Origin of the sequence: Streptomyces sp. NPDC058955, from assembly GCF_042741435.1 — a bacterium.
Lineage (GTDB): Bacteria > Actinomycetota > Actinomycetes > Streptomycetales > Streptomycetaceae > Streptomyces.
The window spans coordinates 25,307-51,912 of the sequence record NZ_JBHYKM010000004.1; the positions used below are offsets into that span (position 1 = coordinate 25,307).

Below are 26,606 nucleotides of genomic sequence, written 5' to 3' on the forward strand. Positions count from 1 at the left end.
AGAACCTGTTCTATCTTGACGGCCCGTCAGAAAAGTGCTGCCTGACGGGCCGCCGGAACAGCAACGGAAGGACAGGGTCATGGACTTCACGTTCACCGAGGAACAGCAGGCGGCCGCGGAGACGGCCCGTACCGTCTTCGCCGACGTCGCACCCGACGCCGTACCCAGCCCCGCCCTCACCCCCACCGCCGTCGCCGACGACCTCGACCGCCCCCTCTGGCAGCGCCTCGCCGCCACCGACCTCCTCGGGCTCCTCGTCGCCCCCGAACACGGCGGCACCGGCCTCGACCCCGTCGCCCTCTGCCTCGTCCTGCGCGAGTCCGCCCGCGTCCTGGCCCGCGTCCCCCTCCTGGAGACCACCGCCGTCACCCACGTCGTCCAGCGGCACGCCCCGGCCGACACCGCCGCCGCGCTCCTCCCCGAGGTCACCGCCGGACGACTCGTCCTCACCGCCGCCGCCCACGGCACCACCGGCCACGAACCCGCCGAGCGCGCCGTCACCGCACGCCACGACGGCACCCACTGGATCCTCGACGGCACCACCGACCACGTCCCGTGGGCCTACCACGCCGACCTGACCGCCGTCCCCGCCCACACCGCCGACGGCCGCACCGTCCTCGCGCTGATCCCCCGCGACCACCCGGGACTCACCCTCGACGCCCAGTACGGCACCCACGGCGAACGCCTCGCCCGGCTACGCCTCGACGGCGCCCGCCTCCCCGCCGACCGGGTCCTCGACTCCGCCGACGCCTGGCCCGCCCTCCGCGCCCTGCTCACCACCGGGACCTGCGCGCTCGCCCTCGGCCTCGGCGAGCAGGTCCTCACCATGACGAGCCAGTACACCGGCAAGCGGGAACAGTTCGGCCATCCCGTCGCCACGTTCCAGGCCGTCGCCGTCCAGACCGCCGACCGCTACATCGACCTCCGCGCGATGGAGGCCACCCTGTGGCAGGCAGCCTGGCGCGTCACCACCGGCGCCGACGCGGCACTGCCCGCCGAGGCGGACCTCGCCGTCGCCAAGATCTGGGCCGCGGAAGGCGTCCGCCGGGTCGTCCAGACCGCCCAGCACCTGCACGGCGGCTTCGGCGCCGACACCGACTACCCGCTGCACCGCTACCACGCCTGGGCGAAGTACCTCGAACTCTCCCTCGGCCCGGCCGCCGCCCACGAGGAGACCCTGGGCGACCTCATCGCCACCCACCCCCTCGACTGACCGCGCCACCACGCCGCCACCACGCCGCCGTCACACCGACGACCCACCGACGGCACGGCTCAGGCGACGAAACCGGGCCCGCTGTCCGACACCACGGGACGCCCGGCGCCCTCCCAGGCCACCATCCCGCCGTCCACGTTCACCGCGTCGTAACCCTGCTGCACCAGGTACTGCGTCACCTGCGCCGACCGGCCGCCCACCCGGCACATCACATAGGCGCGGCCGTGCTCGGCGAGCTGCTCACCGACCTCGGCGAACCGCGCCACGAAGTCGCTCATCGGCACGTGCAGCGCACCCTCGACCCGGCCGGCCGCCCACTCGTCGTCCTCCCGCACGTCCAGCACCAGGGCATCGGCGGGCACGGACGCGGCGGGCACCGACGGCAGCGGGGCGAAACTCATGGCACTGACCTTCTCTCGTGTACGGCGGAACCGCCTCGACCTCGGAAAACCTACTGCACCAGCGTGGCCAGCTCGGCCTCACGCTCGGACACCTGACCGCGCAGCTGCTCGGCGATCTCCTCGAGCAGCCGGTCCGGGTCCTCCGGCGCCAGCCGCAGCATCGACCCGATCGCGCTGTCCTCCAGCTCCCGCGCCAGCGCCGACAGCAGGTCCTTGCGCTGCGCCAGCCACTCCAGCCGCGCGTACAGCTCCTCGCTCTCGCTCAGCCGCTCCTCGGCCGGCACCGGACCGGCCTCCCACTCGTCGGCGAGCTCCCGCAGCAACCCCTCGTCGCCGCGCGCGTAGGCGGCGTTCACCCGGGTGATGAACTCCTCCCGACGCTTCCGCTCGTCGTCCTCACGGGCCAGATCGGGATGTGCCTTGCGGGCCAGCTCACGGTAGAGCCGGCGCACCTCCTCGCTGGGCCGCACCCGCTGCGGCGGCTGCACCGGCCGCTCGGTCAGCATCGCGGCCGCCTCGGGGGAGAGCCCGTCGGAGTCGATCCAGTCGTCGAAGAGCACCTCGACCCCCGGCAGCGGCAGCACCGCCGCCCGCGCCTCCCGCGCCAGCCGCAGATCCTCCGGGTCACCGGTCCGCGCCGCCCGCGCCTCCGCGATCGACGCGTCCAGCTCGTCGAGCCGCGCGTACATCGGGCCCAGCTTCTGGTGGTGCAGCCGCGAGAAGTTCTCCACCTCGACCCGGAAGGTCTCCACCGCGATCTCGAACTCGATCAACGCCTGCTCGGCCACCCGAACAGCCCGCTCCAACCGAGCCTCCGGCCGCTCCCCACCAGCCCCCGCCGCAGCGCCGGCCCCCGGCTCGGCGTTCGCCCCGGCGTTCGCGTCCGACTCGGGGTTCGCCCCGGCGTCCGTCTCGGGCTCGGGGTTCGCCTCCGGGTCCGGCGTCTGCTGCGGACCCGGGTTCGGCTCCGGCTCCTGGCCCTGACCCGGCTCCTGGCCCCGGCCCTGGTGCTCGCCCTGGTCCTCGCTCACGTTCACGCCCGCCCACGTCCTCGTTCCGGCCCGACCCCTCAAGCGTAGGTCCTCACAAGGGGGCCCCTCCCCCCTCCCTCCCCCTCCCTCCCCTCCCCCTCGTTCACTTCTCAGCTCTCAGCGGTCCGGCTCGGCCGCCCCGCTCACACGCCCAGCTCAGCCGCCATGCGCCCGGTGCGGATCGCCGTGAGCAGGTCGGCGTGGTCCTCGGTGGTGCGGTCGGCGTAGGTGACCGCGAAGGCGGCTACGGCCTCGTCGAACTCCTCGTTCTTGCCGCAGTAGCCGGCTATCAGGCGCGGGTCTGCGCTGTGGGCGTGGGCGCGGGCGAGGAGCGCGCCGGTCATGCGGCCGTAGTCGTCGACCTGGTCGGCGGTGAGCGCGGCGGGGTCGACGCTGCCCTTGCGGTTGCGGAACTGGCGCACCTGGAAGGGGCGCCCGTCGACCGTGGTCCAGCCGAGCAGGATGTCGCTGACGACCTGCATGCGCTTCTGTCCGAGGACGACGCGGCGGCCCTCGTGGCCGGGGTCGGGGACGGCGAACCCGGCGGCGGGCAGGTGGGGCAGGAGCACGGACGGCCGGGCCTCCTTCACCTGGAGGACGAGCGGTTCGCCGCGGTGGTCGAGGAGCAGGACGACGTAGGAGCGGGTGCCGACGCTGCCGGTGCCGACGACCCGGAAGGCGACGTCGTGGACGGCGTACCGGGCGAGGAGCGGGCGGCGGTCCTCGGAGACGGTCTCCAGGTAGTCGCCGAGGGCGGCGGTGACGGCGGCGGCCTCGGCGTCGGGCACGCGGCGCAGGACGGGGGGCGCGTCGACGAAGCGGCGTCCGCCGCCGTCGGTCTCGGCGACGGTCTCGGTGGAGCGGGCGGCGAACCGGGCGCTGGTGTTGTTGCGGGCCTTGGCGGAGACCCGTTCCAGGGTGCCGAGGAGGTCGCGGGCGTCGGTGTGGGAGACGAGCTCCTCGTCGGGTATCGCGTTCCAGGCGTCGTGGGCGGGGAGCCGGGCGAGGAGGCGCATGGTGCGCCGGTAGGCGCCGACGGTGTCGAAGGCGGCGGCCCGGCAGGTGTCCTCGTCCGCGCCGACCACCCGGCCGGCGAGGACGAGGGAGGTGGCGAGCCGCTTGAGGTCCCATTCCCAGGGGCCGACGACGGTCTCGTCGAAGTCGTTGAGGTCCATCACGAGCCGGCCGCGGGCGTCGCCGTAGAGGCCGAAGTTGGCGGCGTGGGCGTCGCCGCACAGCTGGGCGGCGACGCCGGTGACGGGGGTGCCGACGAGGTCGTGGGCCATGAGGCCGGCGGCACCGCGCAGGAACGCGAAGGGGTTGGCGGCCATGCGGCCGACGCGGATGGGGGTGAGTTCGGGGACGCGGCCGCGGCTGGACTCCTCGACGGCGCGGACGGCGTCGGGGCGCCCGGCGGGGAGGGTGAGCCGTGCGTGGGAGGAGCGGGGGACGGTGGTCCGCAGTTGCTTGCCGAGCGCCCTGGGGGAGTGCTCCGTGGTGCCGCCGCGCCGTGCGAATCCGGGCACGTGCGGGATGCGCTCCCCGCCTGTTTCTCCACGCTGTCCTGGCACGACGGCCTGGATCTCGTCCATGGGACGACCTCCCCCGATGACTGGTCCGAAAGGTTCCGATGACTTCCGGGCCTGACGGTACAGCCGCTCTTGATCGGCCGTCTCCCCCTGTGGACAACGGCCTGTGGAAAACCACCGGCCCCCTGGTCGGACGCCCCGGAGGACCGAGAGGACCCAGACGACCCAGACGACCCAGACGCGAGTCAGACGCGAGTCAGACGACTCAGACGGCCACGGCCTCCTCCATCTCCTCCTCGGCCTTCTCCGCCTCGGCCGCCTTCTCGGCCTCCTTCTCGACTTCCTTCCCGCCCTGGCTCGCCGCGGCGACGGCCACCACGTTCCGCCGCGCCTCGGTGCGACCGGCGAGGGTGACGAGGACGGCTCCGGCGAGGAACCAGAGGGCGAGGACGAGGACGTTGCCGCCGAGGGCGTGGCCGTCGAAGTAGACGTGGCCGCGGATGCCTTCGACGAGGCCGGCGCCGTTCCAGAAGGCGTGCAGGGAGCCGAAGAAGCCGGGCTGGAGCTCGGGCCGGTAGATGCCGCCGGAGCTCGTGAAGTTGAGCATGACGAAGAGGACCATCACGCCGAGCGTGGTCCAGCGGCGGAGGTAGGTGTGGAGGCCGATGCCGATGAGGAGGATGCCGGCGGCGTAGAGCCAGGAGAGGGCCCAGACGCCGGCGAGGCCGTGGTCGACGAGGTGGAAGACGGGGCCGGCGAAGAGCGTGCCGATGAGGCTGACGACGAGGGAGGTGCCTGCGGCGAGGAGGGCACGGATCCGCATGGGGAGGGCGGCTCCGGCGGCTCCGATGACGGCGACGGAGGCGTACGCGCCGATGCTCACGGCGACGAGGAGGAAGAAGACTCCCTGGCCGGTGGGGTCGCCGGAGGCGGTGGGGGCGAGGTCGGTGACCTTGAGGGGTGAGTCCTGCCCGGCGGCGACCTGGGTGAAGACCTTCTCGACGGCCATGGCGCTGGTGTCGGAGGAGGCGGAGGCGACGAGGAGTTCGGGGTGGTCGCCGGGGATGTAGGCGCCGTAGCTGTCCTGCCGGAGGAGGGCGGTGGCGGCGGTGGCCCGGTCGGGGACGGTACGGACGTCGAGGGCGCCGTCGCCCTTGTCCTGGAGGGTCTGGGCGAGGACCTGGGCGGAGGGGCCGGAGCCGACGATGTCGACGCGGAGGTCGTGGGGCTGGGGGGCGTGGAAGGCGCCGAGGTAGGCGAGGCCCATGCCGAGGCACATCAGGAGGGGGGTGAGGAGGTGCCCGAGGACGTGCCGCAGGGCGCCGGCGGTGGGGTGGGGTCCTGTGGACACCGTGACCTCCGAAGCTTTGGTTGGCTTTTACAACTAAAGAACCGTTGTACTATACAACTGAAATCCCGTACGGGGCGAGCGCGGCAAGGGAGCCCATATGTCCGACGTCGGCGACGAGGTGCCGCGCGAGGCGTCCGTGGACGTCATCCAGCGCGAGCTGACGGCGTTCGCGCGCCGGGCCCGCGCCGCCGCGGCCCGGGTCCACCCGGAGATCCCGCTCGTCTCGTACACGCTCCTCGCCCACATCGAGGACCGGCGCGGCTGTCGCGCCACGGACCTCGCGGCGCACTATCTGCTGGACAAGTCGACGGTCAGCCGCCAGCTGGCGGGCCTGGAGAAGATGGGCCTGGTGGAGCGCCGGCCCGCCCCGGACGACCACCGGGTGCAGGTGCTGCACCCGACGGAGGCCGGTCTCGCGGTGCTCGCCACCGCCCAGGCCAACCGTCACGCCGCCTATCAGGAGCGCCTGAAGGACTGGTCCGCCGAGGACCTGGCCCGGTTCGCCGGCTACCTCCTCCGCTACAACGCCGCAGGCACCGCCGGCCTCCCCGACGCCTCCTGAGCCCGACGCCTCCCGAGCCCGACGCCCCCTGAGCCTGCCCCTCCCGAGCCCGACGCTCCCGGGCCACACGCTCCCGGCCTCCCGAAGAGGCCGGCGACCGCCCCCGCCCCGCTACAGCCCCGCGTCGCGGGCGAGGAGCGCCGCCTGGACGCGGTTCTCGCACTGGAGCTTGGCGAGGATCCTGCTGACGTACGCCTTCACGGTGGCCTCGCTCATGTGCAGCCGACGGCCCGCGTCGGCGTTGGACAGGCCCTCGCCGAGGAGCGCGAGGACCTCCCGCTCCTTCTCGCCGAGCGCGGCGACCCGCCCGCGGGCTTCTTTGGCGCGGGCGGTCTCGCGGCCGGAGGCGAGCCGTTCGACGACGTGCCGGGTCGCCGCGGGCGAGAGATAGGCGTCGCCGGCGGCGGTGGCCCGTACGGCGCCGATCAGTTCGGCGGGGGCGGTGTCCTTCAGCAGGAAGCCCGCGCTGCCGTGCTCCAGCGCCCGCAGCACGTTCTCGCGCTCGCCGAAGGTGGTCAGGACGATCACCCGCGCCCCCGGGGCGGCCCTTCGCAGCTCGGGGAGGGCGGAGAGCCCGTCGAGGACCGGCATCTGGATGTCGAGCAGCACGACGTCGGCGGCGTGCGCGCGGGCCGCGTCGACGGCCTCGCGCCCGTTCGCGGCCTCGGCGACCACGTGGATGTCCGGATCGGAGTTGAGGATCATCCGGATCCCCGCCCTGATCAGCGGCTCGTCGTCGGCCACCACGACCTTGACGGCCCGCCCGGACCGTCCCGCCCGCCCTGACAGCACTGCGCCTCCCCCAACCCTCCGGTACGGGCCGGCCGTGACGCTACGGCCGCACCTCGTACGCCTTCTTCTCGATCAGCTTGCCGTCCTTGAAGCAGAACCGGAAAACGGGCTCCGTGTCGAAGTCGTCGCTCATCTCCGTGGAGAGGAAGGCGAGGCAGGCGGCGCCCTTGGGCTCGGGCGGCGCGCCCTCGCCCGCGGTGGCCATGGTCGCGAGGGAGTCGCCGTCGGGCAGCATGGGCCGGACGTCCTTCTCGGCCATGCCGACCTCGATGGACTCGTACTTCGCGGGCTCGACCATCGCGTCCTGGACCGATCCGACGAAGTAGTAGAGGCCGAAGCCGGCGGCGACGACGAGGACGACGAGCGCCGCGAAGGCGATGCCGCAGCCGAGTGCGATCGATCCCCCGGTGCTGCGGGTCTTCCCTCCGTGCAGTGCCATCGCCAACTCCCGTTCCGTGAAGCTCCAGTCGGGCTCTCCGACCGGTACGGGACGAGCTTCTCGGCCGAAGGGCTTCGTCGACTGCTGCCGGAAGTCGTCGGCCGCATCGACCAAAGGCGCCGATTCGCCGGTCGGAGCGGAGCCGTACGGCAGCATTCCGGCGACCCGGAAGCCTCCGCCGTCGGCGGGTCCGGCGTGGCACATGCCGCCGACGAGCCGGGCCCGTTCCTCGAGTCCGGCCAGCCCCTGGCCGCCGCTGACGACGCCCTCCGCGGGCCCGGCGGGCGGCTCCTCGTTGAAGATCTCGACGACGAAGGTGTCGGGCTCGTAGCGCAGTTCGACGCTGATGGCGGCGCCGGGGGCGTACTTGTAGGCGTTGGTGAGCGCTTCCTGCGCCATGCGGTACGCGGCGTGGTCGGCGGCCGGCTCCAGGGGCCGCTCGTCGCCGATCCGCCGCAGGGTCACGTGGGTCCCGGCGGCGCGCGCGGAGGCGACGAGCCCTTCGATGCCGGCGATCCCGCGGGCGGCCCGGCCGCTCTCGTCGCCGGTGCCGACGGGTCCGGTGTCGGGGTCGGCGGCCTCGGTGCCGTCGCGGAGTATGCCGACGACCTCCCGCAGTTCGTGCATGGCGGTCACGGACGCGTTCCGGAGCACGCCGACGACCTCGCGCTGCCGCTCGGTCAGCTCGCGGTCGACCTCCAGCGCGCCCGTGTGGACGGCGATCAGGGCGAGTTGGTGGCCGAGGCTGTCGTGCATGTCCTGGGCGATGCGCTGCCGCTCCCGCAGCCGGGCGTTCCGCCCGATCATCGCCCGCTCGCGCACCAGCCGCACGTTGCGCTCCTGGAGGGCGTGCAGGAGGGTGCGGCGCTGGGCCCAGTAGCGGTGGGCGAGGCCGGGGGCGAGGGTGGTGCCCAGGTAGTAGAGGGTCGCCATGAAGGCGACGGTGAGCATCCGCTGCTGGTCCCAGGCGACGAGCAGGGTGGCGGCGACGTTGAGGACGTAGGCGCCGATGAACGCGTTCAGGGCCCGGCCGACGCCGACGATGTGGCCGCCGGCGGACCAGCCGAGGACGAGCAGCAGCGGGCCGAGTCCGGCGACGACGGGGCTGAGCGCGGCGGTGACGACGAGCACGGTGGCGGGGAACCGGCGGCGCAGCAGCGACAACACGGCCGAGGCGGCGGCGACGGCGGCGAGCTGCCATCCCTCGCCGCCGAGCAGTTCCTCCGTGCCGGCGGCGAGCAGCGCCACGACGGCGGTGAGCGCCGACTCGCCGACCGTCCTGCGCCGCGACCATTCCCCCGCGGGCGCGAGCCATCTCCACGCGGCGGCCGCCTTCGCTCCGATCCCCCGCCCGACCGCCGTCGGTGCCGTTCCCCCACTCGTCGCTTCCACGCTCGCACCCTAGGCAGCGCCAGGCCCTCGGGGCGTCCCTCTTTCGTCGCGACCCGGAACGACGAAAGGCGATGGGCGATGGGTCGGGTGGGAAGCGGGGAGTGGGATGCGTCACGTGTCCGGACAACGCGGAAGCCCCCCGCGCGCGGGGCGGGCCCTCGGGGGCCGGGGGGGGGCGGGCGGGGCGTTCGAACCCCCCCCGCCGGCGCCCCCCGCCCCCCCGACGGGCGTGGGGCGTGGGGTGGGGGGGGACGCGGGGAGTGGGATGCCTCACGGGTCCGCACCCCCGGCCCCCCCCGTAGGTCTGGGACCTACGGGGCTTCCGTCTGGTGCGCGAGGGGGGAGTTGAACCCCCACGCCCTTGCGGGCACTGGAACCTGAATCCAGCGCGTCTGCCTATTCCGCCACCCGCGCATTGGGTGGTCTCCCGGTCTCTCACCTTTCGGTGGGAGCGCCTGGCGACATCTGAAGATTAGCACGTCGCGGACGGTGGATTCACATCCGTTGTTTCGGCCCCCCGCGCGCAGAACAGACGAGAGGGAGAGGCAGGGGGAGAGGGAGAGGGAGAGGGGACGTCGATGCGGACGGCAGGACGACCGACCGCTCGTCTCCCGTCCGAAGTCCTCCCCCGAAGTCCTCGACCGAAGTCCTCGATCGAATCCCTCCACGGCCGACCCCTTCCGCAGCCGCCCCCTAAGCCGACCCCGAGACCGATCCGGGACCGACCAGGGAGAACCCCCGGAGTCGCCGGCCGCACCGCAGGGGAGAAGTAAGGAGAAGAAGGAGAGAAGGGACACAGGGGAGAGAGGGGAGAGATGGGAGAGACAGGGGAGAAGCGGGAGGTTGCGGCGCCGGCGGCACCGCTCGACCCGCTGACTCGCGCACTCCGCCCCTCCTGTCGGACAGCCGCGTGCGGGACACTGTCCACAGGCCCCCTCTACGATCCCTGGGGGGAGGGCCTGTGAGAGGTGACACTCGTCCACAGGGCAGAGAAGGGGAACCAGCCGATTTCCCGACGCGTGGATACGATCAGTAAGCAGTACCAGGACGGCAACGACGGAGGAGGTGCCCCATGGGAGTCCTGAAGCGTTTCGAGCAGCGTCTCGAAGGTCTGGTCAACGGCACCTTCGCCAAGGTGTTCAAGTCCGAGGTCCAGCCGGTCGAGATCGCCGGCGCGCTCCAGCGCGAGTGCGACAACAACGCGCAGATCTGGAACCGCGAGCGGACCGTCGTCCCCAACGACTTCATCGTGGAGCTCAGCGCGCCCGACTACGAGCGTCTGAGCCCCTACTCGGGCCAGCTGGGCGACGAGCTCGCCGGCCTGGTCCGGGACTACGCCAAGCAGCAGCGGTACACCTTCATGGGCCCGATCAAGGTCCACCTGGAGAAGGCCGACGACCTCGACACCGGTCTGTACCGGGTGCGCAGCCGTACGCTCGCGTCGAGCACGTCCCAGCCGCAGCCGCCCGGCGGCCACCAGCCGCCCCACTCGCCTCAGGGGGCGGGCGGCGGCTACGGGTACCCGCAGGGGCCCCCGGCCGGGGCTCCGCCGATGCCGTCCTCGCCGCCGCCCGGCGGCGCGGGTCACCGCCCGGCCGGCGGCGGCCGTCCTCCGGCGGCGGGCGGCGCCCAGGTGCGCCGCTGGATCGAGATCAACGGCAACCGCCACCAGATCTCCCGCCCGACCCTGGTCCTCGGCCGCAGCACCGACGCCGACGTGAGGATCGACGATCCCGGCGTGTCCCGCCGGCACTGCGAGATCCGGACCGGAACGCCCTCGACGATCCAGGATCTCGGATCCACCAACGGCATCGTGGTGGACGGGCAGCACACCACCCGCGCTACGCTCCGCGACGGCTCGCGGATCGTCGTGGGCAGCACCACCATCGTTTACCGGCAAGCCGAAGGGTGAAGCGGGGGCAATGTCAGAGCTGACCCTGACGGTCATGCGGCTGGGTTTCCTGGCCGTTCTGTGGCTGTTCGTCATCGTGGCCGTCCAGGTCATCCGTAGCGACCTGTTCGGTACGCGGGTGACCCAGCGCGGTTCCCGCCGCCAGGAGGCGCGTCCCCAGCAGGGCGGGCGCCAGGCCGCCGCGCCGCCTCAGCAGCGCGCGCAGCAGCCGCCGGCCGGCGGTGGCCGGTCGCGCCGCGGCGCGCCGACGAAGCTGGTCGTCTCCGAGGGCACCCTCACCGGCACGACCGTGGCCCTCCAGGGGCAGACGATCACCCTGGGCCGGGCGCACGACTCGACGATCGTGCTGGACGACGACTACGCGTCCAGCCGGCACGCCCGGATCTACCCCGACCGGGACGGCCAGTGGATCGTCGAGGACCTCGGGTCCACGAACGGCACGTACCTGGACCGGACCCGCCTCACCACCGCAACGCCGATTCCGCTGGGGGCGCCGATCCGCATCGGCAAGACCGTCATCGAGCTGCGGAAGTAGTACGACAATGAGCGAGCTGACCGGAGCGACCGGAGGGTGGGCAGTGTGGGTCGAGACCGGCTGTACCCCGATGCAGCGGCGACAGGGCAGGTGGGCATGAGTCTCTCCCTGCGATTCGCCGCGGGCTCGCACAAGGGCATGATCCGCGAGGGCAACGAGGACTCCGGCTATGCCGGTCCCCGGCTGCTCGCGATCGCCGACGGCATGGGCGGCCAGGCCGCCGGCGAGGTCGCCTCCTCCGAGGTGATCTCGACGCTCGTCACGCTCGACGACGACATCCCCGGCTCCGACATCCTCACCTCGCTCGGTACGGCGGTGCAGCGCGCCAACGACCAGCTCCGGATGATGGTCGAGGAGGACCCGCAGCTGGAGGGCATGGGCACCACGCTCACCGCCCTGCTGTGGACCGGGCAGCGGCTCGGCCTCGTGCACGTCGGCGACTCGCGCGCGTACCTGCTGCGCGACGGCGTCCTCACCCAGATCACCCAGGACCACACCTGGGTCCAGCGGCTCGTCGACGAGGGCCGGATCACCGAGGAGGAGGCCACCACCCACCCCCAGCGCTCGCTCCTCATGCGCGCGCTCGGCAGCGGCGACCACGTCGAGCCCGACCTCTCCATCCGTGAGGTCCGCGCCGGCGACCGGTACCTGATCTGCTCCGACGGCCTGTCTGGCGTGGTGTCCCACCAGACGCTGGAGGACACCCTCGCCAGCTACCAGGGCCCGCAGGAGACCGTGCAGGAGCTGATCCAGCTCGCGCTGCGCGGCGGCGGCCCCGACAACATCACGGTGATCGTCGCCGACGTCCTCGACGTCGACGGCGGCGACACCCTCGCCGGCCACCTCAGCGACACCCCGGTCGTCGTCGGCGCGGTCGCCGAGAACCAGCAGCAGCTGAACGACGGCGGCGCCATGCAGACCCCGGCCGGCCGCGCCTCCGGGCTCGGCCGCCCCGCCCACCACCAGCCCCCCGCCGGCGGCTTCGGCCCGCCCGGCAGCGGCGACGACCACGGCTACGGCTCGATGCCGCCGCACGGCGCCTTCGACGCGTACACGGACGACGACTTCGTCAAGCCGCGGAAGCGGCGGCGGTGGATCGGCCGCACCGTGATCCTCGTCCTCGCGCTCGGCGTCCTCGCCGGCGGCGCGTACGGCGGCTGGCGCTGGACCCAGACCCAGTACTACGTGGGCTCCAACGCCGAGCACGTGGCGCTGTACCGGGGCATCAGCCAGGACCTCGCCTGGGTGAAGCTCTCGGAGGTCGAGAAGGACCACCCCGAGATCGAACTCAAGTACCTCCCCGCCTACCAGCGGAAGCAGGTCGAGGACACCATCGCGGGCGGCAGCCTCGCCAAGGCCCAGACGAAGATCTCCGAGCTGGCGGTCCAGGCATCGGCCTGCAAGAAGACCGAAGAGCGCCGCGTGGCCAAGGAGAAGGCCGACAAGGAGAAGGCCGCCGAGGCGGCCGAGAAGCCGGCCGACGGCGCCGACGCCAAGCCCGAATCCAAGCCCACCACAGCCGCTCCGACCCCGGGTCCCACCCTCACCTCGGAGGAGCAGAAGCTGGCCTCGAACTGCGGCAAGCAGTAAGCACCCGTAGGGGGCCTGTCACCACCATGAGCGTTGTCACCAACACGACCACCATCGGCGCGATCGAGGCGCCGAGCCGCCGCAACACGGAACTGGCGCTCCTCGGCTTCGCCGTCGCCATCCCGGTGTTCGCGTACCTCAACGTCGGGCTCGCGCTGGACGGCGAAGTCCCGGCCGGCATGCTCGGGTACGGGCTCGGCCTGGCGCTCCTCGCGACCGTCGCCCACCTCGTGGTGCGCAAGTGGGCCCCGTACGCGGACCCGCTGCTGCTGCCGCTGGCGACCCTGCTCAACGGCATGGGCCTGGTGCTGATCTGGCGTCTCGACCAGTCGCCGCGGCTGATCCAGCTGGCCAAGCTCCAGTACGGCGCCTTCAGCCCGTCCGCGCCGAACCAGATGATGTACTCCGCGATCGGCATCGCCATGTTCGTGGGCGTGCTGCTGATCCTGAAGGACCACCGGGTCCTGCAGCGCTACACGTACATCTCCATGGTGGTGGCCCTGATCCTCCTGCTGCTGCCGCTCGTTCCGGGGCTCGGTACCGACAGCTTCGGCGCCAAGATCTGGATCCGCATCGGCGGCTTCTCCATCCAGCCCGGTGAGTTCGCCAAGCTCGTCCTGGCCGTGTTCTTCTCCGGCTACCTGATGGTGAAGCGGGACGCGCTGGCCCTGGCCAGCCGCCGCTTCATGGGGCTCTACCTGCCCCGCGGCCGCGACCTCGGCCCGATCCTGACGATCTGGGCGGTCAGCCTCCTCATCCTGGTCTTCGAGAACGACCTCGGTACCTCGCTGCTGTTCTTCGGCATGTTCGTGATCATGCTGTACGTGGCCACCGAGCGGACCAGCTGGATCGTCATGGGTCTGCTGATGGCCGTCGCCGGCGCGGTGGCCGTCGGCTCCACGGCGAGCCACGTGCAGTCGCGTGTGGCGGCCTGGCTCGACCCCTTCGAGTGCCTCAAGACGGCCGAGCCCGGCTCGAACATGGCGTACGCCTGTGACCAGATGACCCAGGTCCTGATGTCGTTCGGTTCCGGCGGCATCCTCGGCACCGGCCTCGGCCAGGGCAACTCCGACCTCATCCAGTTCGCCGCCAACTCCGACTTCATCTTCGCCACCGTCGGCGAGGAGCTCGGCCTGGCCGGCGTCATGGTCTTCCTGCTGCTGTACGGCCTGATCATCGAGCGCGGCATCCGCACCGCCCTCGCCGCCCGCGACCCCTTCGGCAAGCTGCTGGCGATGGGCCTCTCCGGCGCGTTCGCGCTGCAGATCTTCGTCGTCGCCGGCGGTGTGATGGGCCTCATCCCGCTCACCGGCATGACGATGCCGTTCCTCGCGTACGGCGGTTCGTCCGTGATCGCCAACTGGGCCCTGATCGGCATCCTGATCCGGATCAGCGACACCGCGCGCCGCCCCGCGCCCGCCCCCGCCCCGAACCCCGACGCCGAGATGACCCAGGTGGTCCGTCCGTGAACAAGCCGCTGCGCCGGGTCGCGATCTTCTGCGGCCTGCTCGTCCTCGCCCTGCTCCTGCGCGACAACTGGCTCCAGTTCGTCCGCGCCGACGAGCTGAACGCGCACCCGAAGAACACGCGCGTCCGCATCGAGCGGTACGCCAACGAGCGCGGCAACATCATCGTCGACGGCAAGCCGATCACCGGCTCCGTCGACTCCGGCGGCAACTACTACAAGTACAAGCGGACCTATGTGAACGGCCCCATGTGGGCCCCGGTCACCGGGTACGCCTCGCAGGTGTACGACGCCAACTTCATCGAGAAGATCGAGGACGGCATCCTCACCGGCAACGACGACCGGCTGTTCTTCGACCGCACCCTGTCGATGTTCACCGGTGAGAAGAAGAGGGGCGGCGACGTCGTCACCACCCTCAACGGCGCCGCGCAGAAGGCCGCCTTCGAGGGCCTGGGGAAGAACACCGGCGCCGTCGTCGCGATCGAGCCGTCGACCGGCAAGATCCTGGCGCTCGCGTCGACTCCGTCGTACGACCCCTCCACGATCGCCGGCAGCGACGACGAGAAGGCGTGGGTGGCGCTGACCGAGTCCAAGGCCAAGCCGATGCAGAACCGCGCGCTGCGCGAGATCTACCCGCCCGGCTCGGTCTTCAAGGTCGTGACCGCGGCCGCCGCCCTGGAGGCCGGCAAGGTCACGGACATCGACGCGGCGACCGAGACGCCCGAGGGCTGGAAGATCCCGCTCTCCACCGTCCCGATGAAGAACCACTCGGGCGGCTGCGCCAACGCCAGCCTCAACGAGGCGCTGCGGATCTCCTGCAACTCGGTCTTCGCCAAGCTCGGTGACGACGTCGGCGTCGAGAAGATGAACGAGATGGCGGAGAAGTTCGGCTTCAACGCCGAGCAGTTCACCCCCGTCCGGTCCGCCGCCTCGGTCTACGACAAGAAGGCCGACCGCGGTGGCAACGCGCTCTCCTCGATCGGCCAGTTCAACACCGCGACCACCCCGCTCCAGATGGCGATGGTCACGGCGGCGATCGCGAACGACGGCAAGCTGATGAAGCCGTACATGATCGACCAGCTGCGGGCGCCGAACCTGGACGTCATCAAGCAGAACGAGCCGGAGGAGCTGAGCCAGCCGGTCTCCCCGGAGAACGCGCAGAAGCTCCAGGCGATGATGGAGAACGTCGTCGCCAAGGGCACCGGCGGCAAGGCCGACCTCAACATGGACGGCGTGCGGGTCGGCGGCAAGACCGGTACCGCGCAGCACGGCGAGAAGAACGCCAAGCGCCCGTACGCGTGGTTCATCTCGTACGCCAAGACCGACCAGGGTTCCCCCGTCGCGGTCGCCGTGATCGTCGAGGACGCCAAGGGCCTCGGCCGTGAGGACATCAGCGGTGGCGGTCTGGCCGCACCGATCGCGAAGGCGGTCATGAAGGCGGTTCTGAAGAGCCGCGGCTGATCTTGCGAAGGGCCGGTGCCCGCCAGGTACCGGTCAGGTATCAGCTGCCCTCCGCGGGCGGTACCGCTCTTCGGGGCCGGTAGCGTATGCGCGGACAGCACACACCGCCGGACCACCCAAGGGTGCGGTCGGGACAGACGGAGAGGGCTGGATTAGCTATGGAAGAGCCGCGTCGCCTCGGCGGCCGGTACGAGCTGGGCTCGGTGCTCGGCCGTGGTGGCATGGCCGAGGTGTACCTCGCCCAGGACACCCGGCTCGGCCGCACCGTCGCCGTGAAGACGCTGCGGGCCGACCTGGCCCGTGACCCGTCCTTCCAGGCCCGGTTCCGCCGTGAGGCACAGTCCGCCGCCTCCCTGAACCACCCGGCGATCGTCGCGGTCTACGACACCGGCGAGGACTACGTCGACGGGGTCTCCATCCCGTACATCGTGATGGAGTACGTCGACGGCTCGACCCTCCGCGAGCTGCTGCACTCCGGCCGCAAGCTGCTGCCGGAGCGGACGCTGGAGATGACCGTCGGCATCCTGCAGGCGCTGGAGTACTCGCACCGCGCCGGCATCGTGCACCGCGACATCAAGCCCGCGAACGTGATGCTGACCCGCACCGGCCAGGTCAAGGTCATGGACTTCGGCATCGCACGCGCCATGGGCGACGCGGGCATGACCATGACGCAGACCGCCGCGGTCATCGGCACCGCCCAGTACCTCTCCCCGGAGCAGGCCAAGGGCGAGCAGGTCGACGCCCGTTCCGACCTGTACTCCACGGGCTGCCTGCTCTACGAACTGCTCACCGTCCGGCCGCCGTTCATCGGCGACTCCCCCGTGGCCGTCGCCTACCAGCACGTCCGGGAAGAGCCGCAGCCGCCGAGCAACTTCGACGCCGAGATCACGCCCGAGATGGACGCCATCGTCCTGAAGGCGCTGGTCAAGGACCCCGACTACCGCTACCAGTCCGCCGACGAGATGCGCGCGGACATCGAGGCGTGCCTCGACGGGCAGCCGGTCGCGGCCGCCGCCGCGATGGGCATGGCGGCCCCGGCGTACAACGGCTACGGCTACCCGCCGGAGGACCAGCCGACCACGGCGCTGCGCCAGGCCGACCCGGTCGGCCAGACCTCGATGATGCCGCCGGTTCCGCCGGACGGCGGGGGCTACGGCGGGTACGACGGTTACGACGACCGCCCGGACCGCCGCCGCGGCGGCCAGAAGAAGTCGAACGCCTCGACGATCCTGCTGGCGCTCTGCGGTGTCCTTGTGCTGGTCGGCGCGATCTTCATCGCCCAGTACCTCATGAACACCAACGACACCCCGCAGCAGACGACGGTGCCGCAGCTCGTCGGCCAGAAGATGGACGAGGCGCAGAAGTCGGCGCTCAACGCCCAGGTGAAGGTGCAGGAGGCGGGCAGCGAGCGCTGCGAGCAGCCCACCGGCGCGATCTGCCGCCAGAACCCGGCCGCCGACGGCGCCAGCAAGATGGACGTCGACGCCACCATCCAGGTGTGGGTCTCCGAGGGCGCGCCGCTCGTGGAGGTCCCGGACGTCCAGGAGCAGTCGGTGGAGCGGGCCCGGGAGACCCTGGAGGGCAAGGGCTTCAAGGTCAAGGTCGAGGAGGAGGAGTCCGAGGAGGACCCCGGCACCGTCCTGCGGCAGAACCCGCAGAACGGCACCAAGGCCGAGAAGAACTCCGAGGTGACCCTCACGGTCGCCAAGCAGAAGCTGACGCAGCTGCCGGACGTCCGGAACCGTGACATCAGCCTGGCGCTGCAGCAGCTGAACGGCCTCGGCTTCACCAAGGTGAAGCAGGAGGAGGTCGACAACGACCAGCCGAAGGGCATGGTCCTGGAGCAGACCCCCGGCGGCCCCAGCAACCAGCCGCTGGACGTCGAGATCACCCTGAAGGTCTCGAAGGGCCCGGCGGTCCCCCAGATCACGATCCCCGCGGACATCGTCGGCAAGACGCTCAAGGAGGTCCGGGACAACCTCCAGGGCCAGGGCGTCACGGTCGTCGTGGTCGGTGTCGACAAGGACGACGCCCGGGTGTTCCAGTCGAACCCGCCCGCGGGCTCCACGGTGAAGCCGGGCGACACGGTCACCCTGGTCACCGTGGACGGCGGCGGCGGTGGCAACCCCGGCGGCGGCGACCAGCAGCCCGGCGACAACAACAACGGTGACGGCGGCGGCTGGTTCGACTAGCCCGCCGCCCCCCGGTCCGCGAGAAGGGGAGAGCCCCGGAGTCCTGGTGAAGGAGTCCGGGGCTCTCCCCTTTCCTGGTCGGTGTCCCTCAGCGGAGTTCGGCCGGCGGGGTGCGGTTCGCGTCGACCTTCTCGGTGCGGGCCAGTTCGCCCCAGACGATGAAGCGGTAGTCCGAGGTGTACATCGGGGTGCAGGTGGTGAGGGTGATGTACCGGCCGGGCTTCGTCTTACCGGACTCCTCGGGGACGGGCTGGAGGACGTCCACGTTGTACTTCGTGGTCTCCGGGAGCGTCTTGTAGACCTTGTAGACGTACCAGGTGTCCTTGGACTCGAAGACGATCGGATCGCCGTTCTTCAACTTGTGGATGTTGTGGAACTTGGCGCCGTGTCCGTCGCGGTGCGCGGCCAGGGTGAAGTTGCCCTCCTTGTCCTGCGGGAGGGCCGACTTGACCGGCTCGGTGTAGTAGCCGGCGACGCCGTTGTTGAGGACGGAGCTCTCGGTGCCGCGCTTCACCAGGATCTCGTCGCCGCCGAAGGCGGGGACGTGCAGGAAGCCGGCGCCGCCCTTGGTGTCGAGGGCGCCGGGGCCCTGGTCGGCCCATTCGCCGCGGACCTGGGCGCCTTCCTTGTCGGCGGCGCGGTCGGCGAGGACGTTCGTCCACCACAGCGAGTAGACGACGAAGAGTCCGAGCACGAGGCCGGCTGTGATGAGGAGTTCGCCGAAGACGCTGATGAGCCCGGCGATCCGGTTGCGCGCGCGTGACACTGGGTCGGCCCTCGTCCCTTCTGGAGGTGTTGGGCTCTCAGCCTACGAGCGCGGCCGGCTTTCCCTTGCTGCGCGGCCGCTCCTCGACCAGCTTTCCCCACACGATCATGCGGTAGGTGCTGGTGAACTCGGGCGTGCAGGTGGTCAGGGTGATGTAGCGGCCGGGCTCGGTGAAGCCGGAGCCCTTGGGGATCGGGTCGATGACGGCGATGTTCGACGGCGGGGTCTGCGGCAGGATGCTCGCCATCTCGTAGGTGTAGTAGGCGTCCTGCGTCTCGACCACGATCGGGTCGCCGGGCTTGAGGCGGTTGATGTAGCGGAACGGTTCGCCGTGGGTGTTGCGGTGGCCGGCGACCGCGAAGTTTCCCTGCTTGTCGGCGGGCATGGCGGTCTTCAGCTTGCCCTCGCCGTAGTGGCCGACCATGCCCTTGTCGAGGACCTTGGGCTTGCTGATGCCCTCGGCGACGGGGACGACGACGTCGAGCTTGGGGATGTACATGATGGCGAAGCCCTCGCCGGGGGCGAAGACGTCCGGCTTGCTCTCGCCCTTCGCCCAGGTGTCCTCGATCCGCTCCTTGGCCTGGTTCGTCTCCTGGCCGGCGAGGACGTTGGTCCACCACAGCTGGTAGGCGACGAAGAGGAGCATGACGACGCCGAGGGTGATGAACAGCTCGCCGACGACCACGCCGACGCTGTCCTTGGCCGCCTTGGCCTCCCGGGCGGCGCGGCGGGCCTCGACCCGGGAGAGGGGGCGCCCGGCGGCGGCCGTCCCGCCGTCGGGGGCGGGGGCCGGTGCGGTGCCCCTGCGGCCCTTCCCGCGGCCCTGCTTGGCGGCGGCCCGGCGCCGCTCGGCCCGTCCCGGCCCGGGAAGGGGCTCCACGGGCCGCGGGGCCTCCTCGGTGACCTGGGGGAGCTCCCGCGTCTCCCCGGCCCCGTACGGCTCGTGTAGGGGCTCGTACGAGGTCTCCCGCGGGGCCTGTGGGGCGTCCGGGGCCTGAGGGGCCTGAGGGGCCTGCGGGGCCTGCGGGGCCTCGTACGCCGGAGCGGGGGCGGGGGCGGGGGCGTCCGGAACCGGGGCCTGTGGCTCGTACGCGTACGGCGTCCGGTCCCCGTACGCGGTCTCGTACGAGGGCTCGGGCTGGTACGGATACGGGTACGGGCCCTGCTGCTCGTAAGGCGGCCGGGGCCCCTGCTCCTCGGGTATCGGCTCGGCTCCTGGCTGCCCGGAGGGCCGGAACCACGGCGAGCCCGTGGTCACGCGACGGCCTTGCCCACCACCGGCGCGAGCCCCTCCGACCGGCCGACCGCTCCCTCGTCTCCGCACTGCTCCAGCCAGTTGGCGAGCATCAGGTGGCCGTGCTCGGTGAGCACCGACTCGGGGTGGAACTGGACGCCTTCGACGGGCAGTTCGCGGTGGCGGAGGCCCATGATGATGCCGTCCTCGGTCCGCGCGGTCACCTCCAGCTCGGCCGGCAGGTCGGCCGGCTCGGCGGCGAGCGAGTGGTAGCGGGTCGCGGTGAACGGCGAGGGGAGGCCGGCGAAGACGCCCTTGCCCTCGTGGAGGACGGGCGAGGTCTTGCCGTGCAGCAGCTCGGGGGCGCGGTCGACGACGCCGCCGTAGGCGACGGCCATCGACTGCATGCCGAGGCAGACGCCGAAGACGGGGACGCCGGTGGCGGCGCAGTGCCGCACCATGTCGATGCAGACGCCGGCCTGCTCGGGGGCGCCGGGGCCGGGCGACAGCAGCACGCCGTCGAAGCCGTCCTGGGCGTGGCTCAGCTCCACCTCGTCGTTGCGGAGCACCTCGCACTCGGCGCCGAGCTGGTACAGGTACTGCACGAGGTTGAAGACGAAGCTGTCGTAGTTGTCGACGACGAGAATTCGCGCGCTCACTGGCCGTCCACCGTCACATCGTTGAACGGAAGCAGAGGCTCCGCCCAGGGGAACACGTACTGGAAGAGCACGTAGACGACCGCGAGGACCAGCACGACCGAGATCAGCGCCTTCACCCAGGCGTTGCCCGGCAGATGCCGCCAGATCCATCCGTACATGACGTCCGACGCCCCTTCCGTTCGTTACGGGCACCAGAGTACGGGGCGCGGGCGCCGTCGTGGGGAAGCTGTCCGAAGCCTGTGGACGACCCGTCTCAGGCGGTCGGCCTGGCGTAGTGGAGGTCGACCGCGCCGGTGTAGCCGGGCAGGGTGACGTCCTTGTGGTCGTCGACCTTCCAGCCGAGGCCGTACGCCTTCACGTAGAGCTGGTAGTTCTGCAGCGCCGGGGAGTCGGCGAGGGCCTTGTCGAGCTTCCCCCGGTCGCCGACCGCGGTGATCTTGTACGGGGGCGAGTAGACGCGACCCTGGAGGATGAGGGTGTTGCCGACGCAGCGGACCGCGCTGGTGGAGATGAGCCGCTGGTCCATGACGCGGATGCCCTGGGCGCCGCCCTCCCAGAGGGCGTTGACGACGGCCTGGAGGTCCTGCTGGTGGATGACCAGGTCGTTGGCCTGCGGCTCGGGGTAGCCGGGGGCGGCCTGGGCGCCGGGCGGGGCGTCGTTGAGGGTGACGGTGAGGCCGGGGCCGGAGATCTCGGTGGTGCCCGCGGAGGTCTCCAGGGCCTTCAGCCGGCGGTCCTCGGCGGCGGTCGAGCCGTCGTCGCGGGCGGCCAGGGAGTCGACCTCGCCGCGCAGGGCGGCGGTGGACTCGTCGAGGCCTGCGTTCTTGTGGCTGCGTTCCTCGATGAGGTCGGAGAGCCTCAGCAGGGAGCCGTCCGTGCGGATGTTGGTGCCCTTGGCGGTGTTGAAGCTGGTGACGAAGAGCAGTCCGGCGAGGGCGAAGACGGCAAGGGTCAGCAGCCGGACGGGGCGCCACCTGGTGGTGCGGCCCGGCCCGGCGAGGGGTTCGCGCGGAGTGCCGGCGGAATTGCTCAACGTACCCTGATCCCCTTCTGCGCCGCGGAACCACTACGCTAACGGACGCCCGGGGGGCGCAGTCGACCTGCTACGTCACATCCCGGCGACAGCCACAGTTCCCTGCGCGGTCACGCAGCGCATCGACAGGAGAGTCCCTCGTGCCGAAGTCACGGATCCGCAAGAAGGCCGACTACACGCCGCCGGCGGCGAAGCAGGCCGCCAACATCAAGCTGACGAACCGCAGCTGGGTCGCTCCGGTGATGCTGGCGCTGTTCGCCATCGGCCTGGTGTGGATCGTGGTCTTCTACGTCACCGACGGTTCGCTTCCGATCGAGTCGATCCGGAACTGGAACATCGTGGTCGGCTTCGGTTTCATCGCCGCCGGGTTCGGTGTCTCCACGCAGTGGAAGTGAGCCCCTTAGCGGCGCGTAGCGGGTCCGCCCGTCCGCCGTCAAGCTCACCCCTGAGTTTATCCACAGCGTTGTGCACAGCACTGGATAACTTACGAAGATCTGTGGATAACTCGCACCGGGTTGACGCCGGTATGACCGCGAGGATCGCCTCAGAACAGACTGAAGCCCCCTGCCTCCCGGGAGAAATCCCAGGTCAGAGGCAGGGGGCTCCGTCACACCCAGGGGCATGGGGAGAACCCACCGCACACTGTGGATAACTCTGGGGAAAGCTCTTCTCCCCAGCTCGTCCACAGCCACCCGCGCTCAGGTGAGCGCCGCGGTCCTGGCCATCACGGCGGCCACGTCGATCAGCAGCAGCAGTCCACAGGCGCCGTACTGCACCGCCCTCCGGTGGGCCCGCGGCGCGTGCAGGAACGCGTACGCCACCAGCGCTCCCCCCACCAGTCCACCGATGTGCGCCTCCCAGGAGATCCCCGGACGGGTGAATGTCATCACCAGGGAGAAGGCGATGAAGAGGACCACCGGCCGCATGTCGTGGCGCAGCCGCCGGTCCAGCATCGCCCACGCGCCGATCAGCCCGTAGACGATCCCCGAGGCCCCCAGCGAGGGCTGGTTCGGTGCGGCGACCGCGTAGGCGAGGACCGAGCCGGACAGGCCGGAGAGCAGGCACAGCAGCGCGTACCGGGACCGGCCCAGCTCGGGCTCGACGATCCCGCCGATCACCCACAGGCCCAGCAGGTTGAAGAGGATGTGCCAGGGCTCCCGGTGCAGGACCGTGGCGGTGAGGAGGCGGTACCACTCGCCGTCCGCGACGCCCACGACCTCGCCGAGCAGCGGGTTGTACGCGTACCCGATCAGCACCAGCTCGTCCACGAACCGGTCGCCGAGGACCAGCACCGGGACGTAGACGGCCACGATGATCCCGATGAGGACCTTGGTGACCAGCCGGTCGTCGGTCCTGACCCGGCCGCCGGCCAGCGTCCTCGGCTGGTTCGCGTCGGCCGCGTGCCCGGTGCCGGAGCCGCTGCGGACGCAGTCGGGGCACTGGAAGCCGACCGAGGCCGAGATCATGCACTGCGGGCAGATGGGCTTCTCGCAGCGGGTGCAGCGGATGCCCGTCTCGGTGCCCGGGTGGCGGTAGCAGGGCTGGAGTCCGGCCTGCGCGTCCATGGGCGGGGTCCCGTCCTTCCCGGTCAGCGCTGCTCGATCACCACGGACTCGACCACCACGTCCTGCAGCGGCCGCTGGGTCTGCGCGTCGGTGGGGACCGCCGCGACGGCGTCCACGACCGCCCGGCTCTTCGGGTCCACGACCTCGCCGAAGATGGTGTGCTTGCGGTTCAGCCAGGTCGCCGGGCCCACCGTGATGAAGAACTGCGAGCCGTTGGTCCCCGGCCCCGCGTTGGCCATCGCCAGCAGGTACGGCCGGTCGAACCACAGCTCGGGGTGGAACTCGTCCGCGAACTCGTATCCGGGGCCACCGGTGCCGGTGCCCAGCGGATCGCCGCCCTGGATCATGAAGTCGCCGATGACGCGGTGGAAGACCGTGCCGTCGTAGAGCGGGTCCGAGGAGACCCGGCCGGTGCCCGGGTGGGTCCACTCGCGCTCGCCCGAGGCGAGCTCGACGAAGTTGCGCACCGTCTTCGGCGCGTGGAACGGCAGCAGGCGCACCTCGATGTCGCCCGCGCTGGTCTTGAGGATCGCGTACGGCATCGCCACGGTCCGCCCCTCCCTGATCGTGCGTCACGCCGCGGAACGGATCGCCTCACGCTCCGGCGGCTCTGGCGAGTCGATCCTCGCATGCCCCGGCCGGCCCGCCCGCATGCCTCGCATGCCCCGGATGCCCGCCCCGCATGCCGGACCTCGCTCCGGCAGGCATGATGCCGAAAAGGATGGAAAGGTGAAAAACCGACATCGCTCGCCACCGAGGAGGAGGAACCCGTGACTCGCATGGACAGCGTGCGCGCCGCTACGGATTCGGCGAAGGAAAGCGTCCTGCACGCCGCGGACGTGGTGGCGCCGTACGCTGGCACGGCCAAGGACCAGGCCGCGCACTATGCGCACGAGGCGCGGGTGCGGATCGCACCCAAGGTGTCGAGCGCCGCTCGTCAGGCGCGCGCGCAGGCCCGTGTGCAGTACGCGGCGCATGTGGCGCCGCACGTGCCGCCGCGGGTCGACGAAGCCGCGCAGCGCGCTGCGGCCCGGACCCGCTCGGTCGCCCATCAGGTGACCGACTACACCGTTCCGCGTGTCGAGCACGCGGTCGCCGCGACCGGTCCCGTCCTGGAGGAGGCCGGGTCGCGTTCCACTGCCGCCTGGGCCGCGCTGCGCGGTCAGGTGACGCCGGACGACGTCCGGAAGATCGTGAGGAAGCATGAGCGCCGGGCCAGGGCCGGGCGTCTGGTCAAGGGGCTCGCCGTGATCGGCGTGCTGGTCGGCGGCGTGATCGTCGCCTGGAAGTGGTGGGACAGGCAGGCCAACCCCGACTGGCTGGTCGAGCCGCCGGCTCCCACGGAGGTGGACGAGGGCTCGGGCATGCCGTCCGCGTCGGAGGTCTACACGGGCGCGGAGGCCGAGGCCGGTACGAGCGTGGTCACGGAGTCCGGGAGCGACGTGGAGGTCGAGACCGGGACCGTGTCCGGGATCGAGGCGGAGACGGAGACCGAGTCCACGGAGCCCGACGAGCGCCGCTGACCTGGAGCCGTTCCGTCCGTTCCGGGCGGGCTGGGGTGCCGGGAGGGAGCTGTGCTCTCCCGGCACCCTAGGCGGCCGTCGCGAGCGCCAGGTCGGCCAGCGCGGCCGGGTCGCCCGCGAGCGGCGTGGCGGGGCGCAGCTGCCGGACGGAGGGCGAGGAGCCGTGCGCCTCGGCGCCGATCCGCTGCTTGATGGTGGGCGGCAGCGAGCCCTGCCGGACGGGCGCCCACGGTTCGGCCTGCCGCTGTGTCACGACGGTCGCGGTGCGCTCGGCGGCGGTGGCCGGGGCGGCGGCGGGGGCGGCCGGCTCCTCGGGCTGGGTCACCGGGGCCTGGCCCTGGGCGGCGGCGGGGGCCGCCAGGCCGACGGAGGCGAGCAGGGCGAAGAGGACGGAGATGAAGGCGGTCCAGAACTGCTTGACCTTGGCGGTGGCCATGGCCCCTCACTTTCGTGTGTGCGGTGTTCTCCGGGGTCGTACGGAGACGAGGGCGATATGCGCGCTTCCCGGATGGTTCATTTCGGGTTGCGCGCTTTTCATACCTTCCTCATGATCTGTACCGGGCCCCGGATTCGGCGGAGCGACGCCGCACCCGCGCAGTTCTTCCGATGAACACCACCCGTCCGGCCCACACAGCCCCTTTCCCACCCCTCTCTGGTGATCCACGTCACATCCACGTCACAGGCGACGACCCTGCGGTGTCTTGAGGTCGAACCCCTGAAGACGGGGCAGACGGAGGAGACACCATGGGCGGGAACACCGAAGTGGTCGTGATCGGCGGCGGGTACGCCGGTGTCATGGCGGCCAACCGACTCACCCGGCGCGACGACGTGACCGTGACGGTGATCAACCCCCGTCCGTCGTTCGTCCCCCGGCTCCGCCTCCACCAGCTGGTCGGCGGCAGCCACCCCGCGGTCGTCCGGTACGAGGAGGTGCTGGCCGAGCGCGTCCGGCTGGTGGTCGACGCGGTGGCCCGGATCGACGCCCACGCGCGCGTGGTGACCCTGGAGTCCGGCGCCACGGTCGGCTACGACCACCTGATCTACGCGGTCGGCAGCACGGTCGCCCGGCCCGCGGTCCCCGGCGTCGCCGAACACGCCCACCACGTCGCCGAACTGGAGGCGGCCGAGCGGCTGCGGACCGCCGCCGCGGCGCTGCCCGCCGGCGTCCCGGTCACCGTCGTCGGCGCCGGCCCGACCGGCATCGAGACCGCCGCCGAACTCGCCGAGGGCGGCCGCCCGGTGACGCTGGTCTGCGGCGGGACCCTCGGCCCCTATCTGCACCCCCGGGCGCGGCGCTCGGCCGCCCGGCGGTTCGCCGCCCTCGGGGTCACCGTGCTCGACGGCCCCGGCACCAAGGTCACCGGGATGACCGCGGACAGCGTCCACCTCGCCGACGGCCGCACGGTGACCGGCGGACTCGCCGTCTGGACCGCCGGCTTCGGCGTCCCCGACCTGGCCGCGCGCAGCGGGCTGACCACCGACGCCACCGGGCGGCTGCTCACCGACGAGACCCTCACCAGCGTCGACGACGAGCGGATCGTCGCGGCCGGGGACTGCTCGGCCCCCTCGGACCTGCCGTTCCGGATGAGCGCCTACGTCGCCGGCTGCCTCGGCGCGCACGCCGCCGACACCGTGCTGGCCCGGATCGCCGGCACCCGGCCCGAGCCCGTGGACATGGCGTTCAACGCGATGTGCCTCAGCTTCGGGCGTCGCACCGCGATCTTCCAGATCGCACACAAGGACGACCGGGCGATGGCACTCTACGTCGGCGGGCGTGCGGGGGCGAAGCTCAAGGAGATCGCCTGCACGCTCAGCGTCAAGCACCTGACGGAGGAGGCCCACAAGCCCGGTGCGCACTCCTGGCCCAAGGACGGCAAGCACCGGCCGCAGCGGCTGCGGGAGCGCGCGGTCCGCGCCGCGGACGCCCCGGAGCACGTGGCCTGACCGGCGGGACCGCACCG

Annotated in this window: 25 protein-coding genes and 1 tRNA gene; 11 read left to right on the top strand and 15 right to left on the bottom strand. The window is 71.7% G+C overall.

Going from position 1 to position 26,606, the window contains the following annotated elements:
• Positions 1 to 79: 79 nt before the first annotated feature.
• Entirely contained in the window at positions 80 to 1,213 is a 1,134-nt protein-coding gene (locus ACFW1I_RS02945) for an acyl-CoA dehydrogenase family protein (protein WP_384665477.1), read from the top strand.
• A 59-nt stretch (positions 1,214 to 1,272) separates the two neighbouring features.
• Here ACFW1I_RS02945 and ACFW1I_RS02950 read toward each other — a convergent pair whose 3' ends face one another.
• From ACFW1I_RS02950 to ACFW1I_RS02965, 4 genes are all read right to left on the bottom strand, one after another.
• Entirely contained in the window at positions 1,273 to 1,614 is a 342-nt protein-coding gene (locus ACFW1I_RS02950; protein ID WP_031003026.1) for a rhodanese-like domain-containing protein, read from the bottom strand.
• Between the two features lie 50 nt (positions 1,615 to 1,664).
• The gene (locus ACFW1I_RS02955; RefSeq protein ID WP_384665479.1) at positions 1,665 to 2,651 is read right to left on the bottom strand and encodes a hypothetical protein; all 987 of its coding nucleotides are present in this window, start codon (positions 2,649 to 2,651) and stop codon (positions 1,665 to 1,667) included.
• A gap of 137 nt (positions 2,652 to 2,788) precedes the next feature.
• Positions 2,789 to 4,237, bottom strand: coding sequence for a DUF2252 domain-containing protein (locus tag ACFW1I_RS02960; protein ID WP_384665481.1), 1,449 nt, complete (start codon positions 4,235 to 4,237; stop codon positions 2,789 to 2,791).
• A 202-nt stretch (positions 4,238 to 4,439) separates the two neighbouring features.
• Positions 4,440 to 5,525 carry a hypothetical protein gene (locus ACFW1I_RS02965; protein ID WP_384665482.1) on the bottom strand — a complete coding sequence of 362 codons (1,086 nt, stop codon included), beginning with the start codon at positions 5,523 to 5,525 and terminating at the stop codon, positions 4,440 to 4,442.
• 97 nt (positions 5,526 to 5,622) lie between these two features.
• On the opposite strand from ACFW1I_RS02965, the gene ACFW1I_RS02970 reads away from it, so the two are divergent.
• Positions 5,623 to 6,087: a MarR family winged helix-turn-helix transcriptional regulator gene (locus tag ACFW1I_RS02970; protein ID WP_384665483.1), complete on the top strand. Its 465-nt coding sequence runs from the start codon at positions 5,623 to 5,625 to the stop codon at positions 6,085 to 6,087.
• Positions 6,088 to 6,198: 111 nt separating this feature from the next.
• Here the strand turns inward: ACFW1I_RS02970 and ACFW1I_RS02975 are convergent, their stop codons facing one another.
• The 3 genes from ACFW1I_RS02975 to ACFW1I_RS02985 form a co-directional block, all read right to left on the bottom strand.
• Positions 6,199 to 6,879, bottom strand: coding sequence for a response regulator (locus ACFW1I_RS02975; protein ID WP_384665485.1), 681 nt, complete (start codon positions 6,877 to 6,879; stop codon positions 6,199 to 6,201).
• 40 nt (positions 6,880 to 6,919) lie between these two features.
• Entirely contained in the window at positions 6,920 to 8,710 is a 1,791-nt protein-coding gene (locus ACFW1I_RS02980) for a sensor histidine kinase (protein WP_384665486.1), read from the bottom strand.
• 327 nt (positions 8,711 to 9,037) lie between these two features.
• Positions 9,038 to 9,124, bottom strand: a tRNA-Leu gene (locus ACFW1I_RS02985).
• A 658-nt stretch (positions 9,125 to 9,782) separates the two neighbouring features.
• On the opposite strand from ACFW1I_RS02985, the gene ACFW1I_RS02990 reads away from it, so the two are divergent.
• From ACFW1I_RS02990 to pknB, 6 genes are all read left to right on the top strand, one after another.
• Positions 9,783 to 10,622, top strand: coding sequence for an FhaA domain-containing protein (locus ACFW1I_RS02990; protein ID WP_384665488.1), 840 nt, complete (start codon positions 9,783 to 9,785; stop codon positions 10,620 to 10,622).
• A gap of 10 nt (positions 10,623 to 10,632) precedes the next feature.
• Positions 10,633 to 11,157 (top strand): FHA domain-containing protein, encoded by a 525-nt coding sequence (locus ACFW1I_RS02995; RefSeq protein ID WP_384665490.1) that lies wholly within the window; start codon positions 10,633 to 10,635, stop codon positions 11,155 to 11,157.
• A 96-nt stretch (positions 11,158 to 11,253) separates the two neighbouring features.
• Positions 11,254 to 12,747, top strand: a complete 1,494-nt coding sequence (locus ACFW1I_RS03000; RefSeq protein ID WP_384665492.1) for a Stp1/IreP family PP2C-type Ser/Thr phosphatase — start codon at positions 11,254 to 11,256, stop codon at positions 12,745 to 12,747.
• 26 nt (positions 12,748 to 12,773) lie between these two features.
• Positions 12,774 to 14,216: an FtsW/RodA/SpoVE family cell cycle protein gene (locus ACFW1I_RS03005; protein ID WP_384665494.1), complete on the top strand. Its 1,443-nt coding sequence runs from the start codon at positions 12,774 to 12,776 to the stop codon at positions 14,214 to 14,216.
• Positions 14,213 to 15,673 carry a peptidoglycan D,D-transpeptidase FtsI family protein gene (locus ACFW1I_RS03010; protein WP_384665496.1) on the top strand — a complete coding sequence of 487 codons (1,461 nt, stop codon included), beginning with the start codon at positions 14,213 to 14,215 and terminating at the stop codon, positions 15,671 to 15,673. Before ACFW1I_RS03005 ends, ACFW1I_RS03010 begins: the two co-directional genes overlap by 4 nt.
• A gap of 158 nt (positions 15,674 to 15,831) precedes the next feature.
• Positions 15,832 to 17,865, top strand: a complete 2,034-nt coding sequence (gene pknB, locus ACFW1I_RS03015) for a Stk1 family PASTA domain-containing Ser/Thr kinase (protein WP_384665498.1) — start codon at positions 15,832 to 15,834, stop codon at positions 17,863 to 17,865.
• An 88-nt stretch (positions 17,866 to 17,953) separates the two neighbouring features.
• Here pknB and ACFW1I_RS03020 read toward each other — a convergent pair whose 3' ends face one another.
• The 5 genes from ACFW1I_RS03020 to ACFW1I_RS03040 all read right to left on the bottom strand — a co-directional run bounded on the left by ACFW1I_RS03020 (position 17,954) and on the right by ACFW1I_RS03040 (position 21,557).
• Positions 17,954 to 18,631, bottom strand: a complete 678-nt coding sequence (locus tag ACFW1I_RS03020) for a class E sortase (protein ID WP_384665499.1) — start codon at positions 18,629 to 18,631, stop codon at positions 17,954 to 17,956.
• A 37-nt stretch (positions 18,632 to 18,668) separates the two neighbouring features.
• Positions 18,669 to 19,889: a class E sortase gene (locus ACFW1I_RS03025; RefSeq protein WP_384665500.1), complete on the bottom strand. Its 1,221-nt coding sequence runs from the start codon at positions 19,887 to 19,889 to the stop codon at positions 18,669 to 18,671.
• Positions 19,886 to 20,524 carry an aminodeoxychorismate/anthranilate synthase component II gene (locus tag ACFW1I_RS03030; protein WP_384665502.1) on the bottom strand — a complete coding sequence of 213 codons (639 nt, stop codon included), beginning with the start codon at positions 20,522 to 20,524 and terminating at the stop codon, positions 19,886 to 19,888. The genes ACFW1I_RS03025 and ACFW1I_RS03030 overlap by 4 nt, the downstream gene beginning before the upstream one ends.
• On the bottom strand, positions 20,521 to 20,682 hold the full coding sequence (locus ACFW1I_RS03035) for a hypothetical protein (RefSeq protein WP_030493741.1): 162 nt from the start codon (positions 20,680 to 20,682) through the stop codon (positions 20,521 to 20,523). The genes ACFW1I_RS03030 and ACFW1I_RS03035 overlap by 4 nt, the downstream gene beginning before the upstream one ends.
• Positions 20,683 to 20,777: 95 nt before the next feature.
• On the bottom strand, positions 20,778 to 21,557 hold the full coding sequence (locus ACFW1I_RS03040; protein ID WP_384665503.1) for a DUF881 domain-containing protein: 780 nt from the start codon (positions 21,555 to 21,557) through the stop codon (positions 20,778 to 20,780).
• 140 nt (positions 21,558 to 21,697) lie between these two features.
• On the opposite strand from ACFW1I_RS03040, the gene crgA reads away from it, so the two are divergent.
• Complete coding sequence (gene crgA / locus ACFW1I_RS03045; RefSeq protein ID WP_384665505.1) at positions 21,698 to 21,952, top strand: cell division protein CrgA; 255 nt, start codon at positions 21,698 to 21,700, stop codon at positions 21,950 to 21,952.
• 303 nt (positions 21,953 to 22,255) lie between these two features.
• Here the strand turns inward: crgA and ACFW1I_RS03050 are convergent, their stop codons facing one another.
• Positions 22,256 to 23,122, bottom strand: coding sequence for a rhomboid family intramembrane serine protease (locus ACFW1I_RS03050; protein WP_384665507.1), 867 nt, complete (start codon positions 23,120 to 23,122; stop codon positions 22,256 to 22,258).
• Between the two features lie 23 nt (positions 23,123 to 23,145).
• Complete coding sequence (locus ACFW1I_RS03055; protein ID WP_384665671.1) at positions 23,146 to 23,664, bottom strand: peptidylprolyl isomerase; 519 nt, start codon at positions 23,662 to 23,664, stop codon at positions 23,146 to 23,148.
• A 228-nt stretch (positions 23,665 to 23,892) separates the two neighbouring features.
• Between ACFW1I_RS03055 and ACFW1I_RS03060 the strand changes: the two genes are divergently transcribed.
• Positions 23,893 to 24,645 carry a DUF5324 family protein gene (locus ACFW1I_RS03060; protein WP_384665508.1) on the top strand — a complete coding sequence of 251 codons (753 nt, stop codon included), beginning with the start codon at positions 23,893 to 23,895 and terminating at the stop codon, positions 24,643 to 24,645.
• Positions 24,646 to 24,712: 67 nt separating this feature from the next.
• Here the strand turns inward: ACFW1I_RS03060 and ACFW1I_RS03065 are convergent, their stop codons facing one another.
• Entirely contained in the window at positions 24,713 to 25,081 is a 369-nt protein-coding gene (locus ACFW1I_RS03065) for a DUF6344 domain-containing protein (protein WP_384665510.1), read from the bottom strand.
• 308 nt (positions 25,082 to 25,389) lie between these two features.
• Between ACFW1I_RS03065 and ACFW1I_RS03070 the strand changes: the two genes are divergently transcribed.
• Positions 25,390 to 26,589, top strand: coding sequence for an NAD(P)/FAD-dependent oxidoreductase (locus tag ACFW1I_RS03070; protein WP_384665512.1), 1,200 nt, complete (start codon positions 25,390 to 25,392; stop codon positions 26,587 to 26,589).
• Positions 26,590 to 26,606 lie beyond the last annotated feature (17 nt).

What these genes read in the sequence shown, in the direction of transcription:
- ACFW1I_RS02960 (WP_384665481.1), bottom strand. Translation starts at nt 4,237, where the DNA reads ATGGACGAGATCCAGGCCGTCGTGCCAGGACAGCGTGGAGAAACAGGC.
- ACFW1I_RS03050 (WP_384665507.1), bottom strand. Translation starts at nt 23,122, where the DNA reads ATGGACGCGCAGGCCGGACTCCAGCCCTGCTACCGCCACCCGGGCACC.
- pknB (WP_384665498.1), top strand. Translation starts at nt 15,832, where the DNA reads ATGGAAGAGCCGCGTCGCCTCGGCGGCCGGTACGAGCTGGGCTCGGTG.
- ACFW1I_RS02950 (WP_031003026.1), bottom strand. Translation starts at nt 1,614, where the DNA reads ATGAGTTTCGCCCCGCTGCCGTCGGTGCCCGCCGCGTCCGTGCCCGCC.
- ACFW1I_RS02995 (WP_384665490.1), top strand. Translation starts at nt 10,633, where the DNA reads ATGTCAGAGCTGACCCTGACGGTCATGCGGCTGGGTTTCCTGGCCGTT.
- ACFW1I_RS02945 (WP_384665477.1), top strand. Translation starts at nt 80, where the DNA reads ATGGACTTCACGTTCACCGAGGAACAGCAGGCGGCCGCGGAGACGGCC.
- ACFW1I_RS02970 (WP_384665483.1), top strand. Translation starts at nt 5,623, where the DNA reads ATGTCCGACGTCGGCGACGAGGTGCCGCGCGAGGCGTCCGTGGACGTC.
- ACFW1I_RS03005 (WP_384665494.1), top strand. Translation starts at nt 12,774, where the DNA reads ATGAGCGTTGTCACCAACACGACCACCATCGGCGCGATCGAGGCGCCG.
- ACFW1I_RS03065 (WP_384665510.1), bottom strand. Translation starts at nt 25,081, where the DNA reads ATGGCCACCGCCAAGGTCAAGCAGTTCTGGACCGCCTTCATCTCCGTC.
- ACFW1I_RS03055 (WP_384665671.1), bottom strand. Translation starts at nt 23,664, where the DNA reads ATGCCGTACGCGATCCTCAAGACCAGCGCGGGCGACATCGAGGTGCGC.
- ACFW1I_RS03070 (WP_384665512.1), top strand. Translation starts at nt 25,390, where the DNA reads ATGGGCGGGAACACCGAAGTGGTCGTGATCGGCGGCGGGTACGCCGGT.
- ACFW1I_RS03035 (WP_030493741.1), bottom strand. Translation starts at nt 20,682, where the DNA reads ATGTACGGATGGATCTGGCGGCATCTGCCGGGCAACGCCTGGGTGAAG.
- ACFW1I_RS03000 (WP_384665492.1), top strand. Translation starts at nt 11,254, where the DNA reads ATGAGTCTCTCCCTGCGATTCGCCGCGGGCTCGCACAAGGGCATGATC.
- ACFW1I_RS02990 (WP_384665488.1), top strand. Translation starts at nt 9,783, where the DNA reads ATGGGAGTCCTGAAGCGTTTCGAGCAGCGTCTCGAAGGTCTGGTCAAC.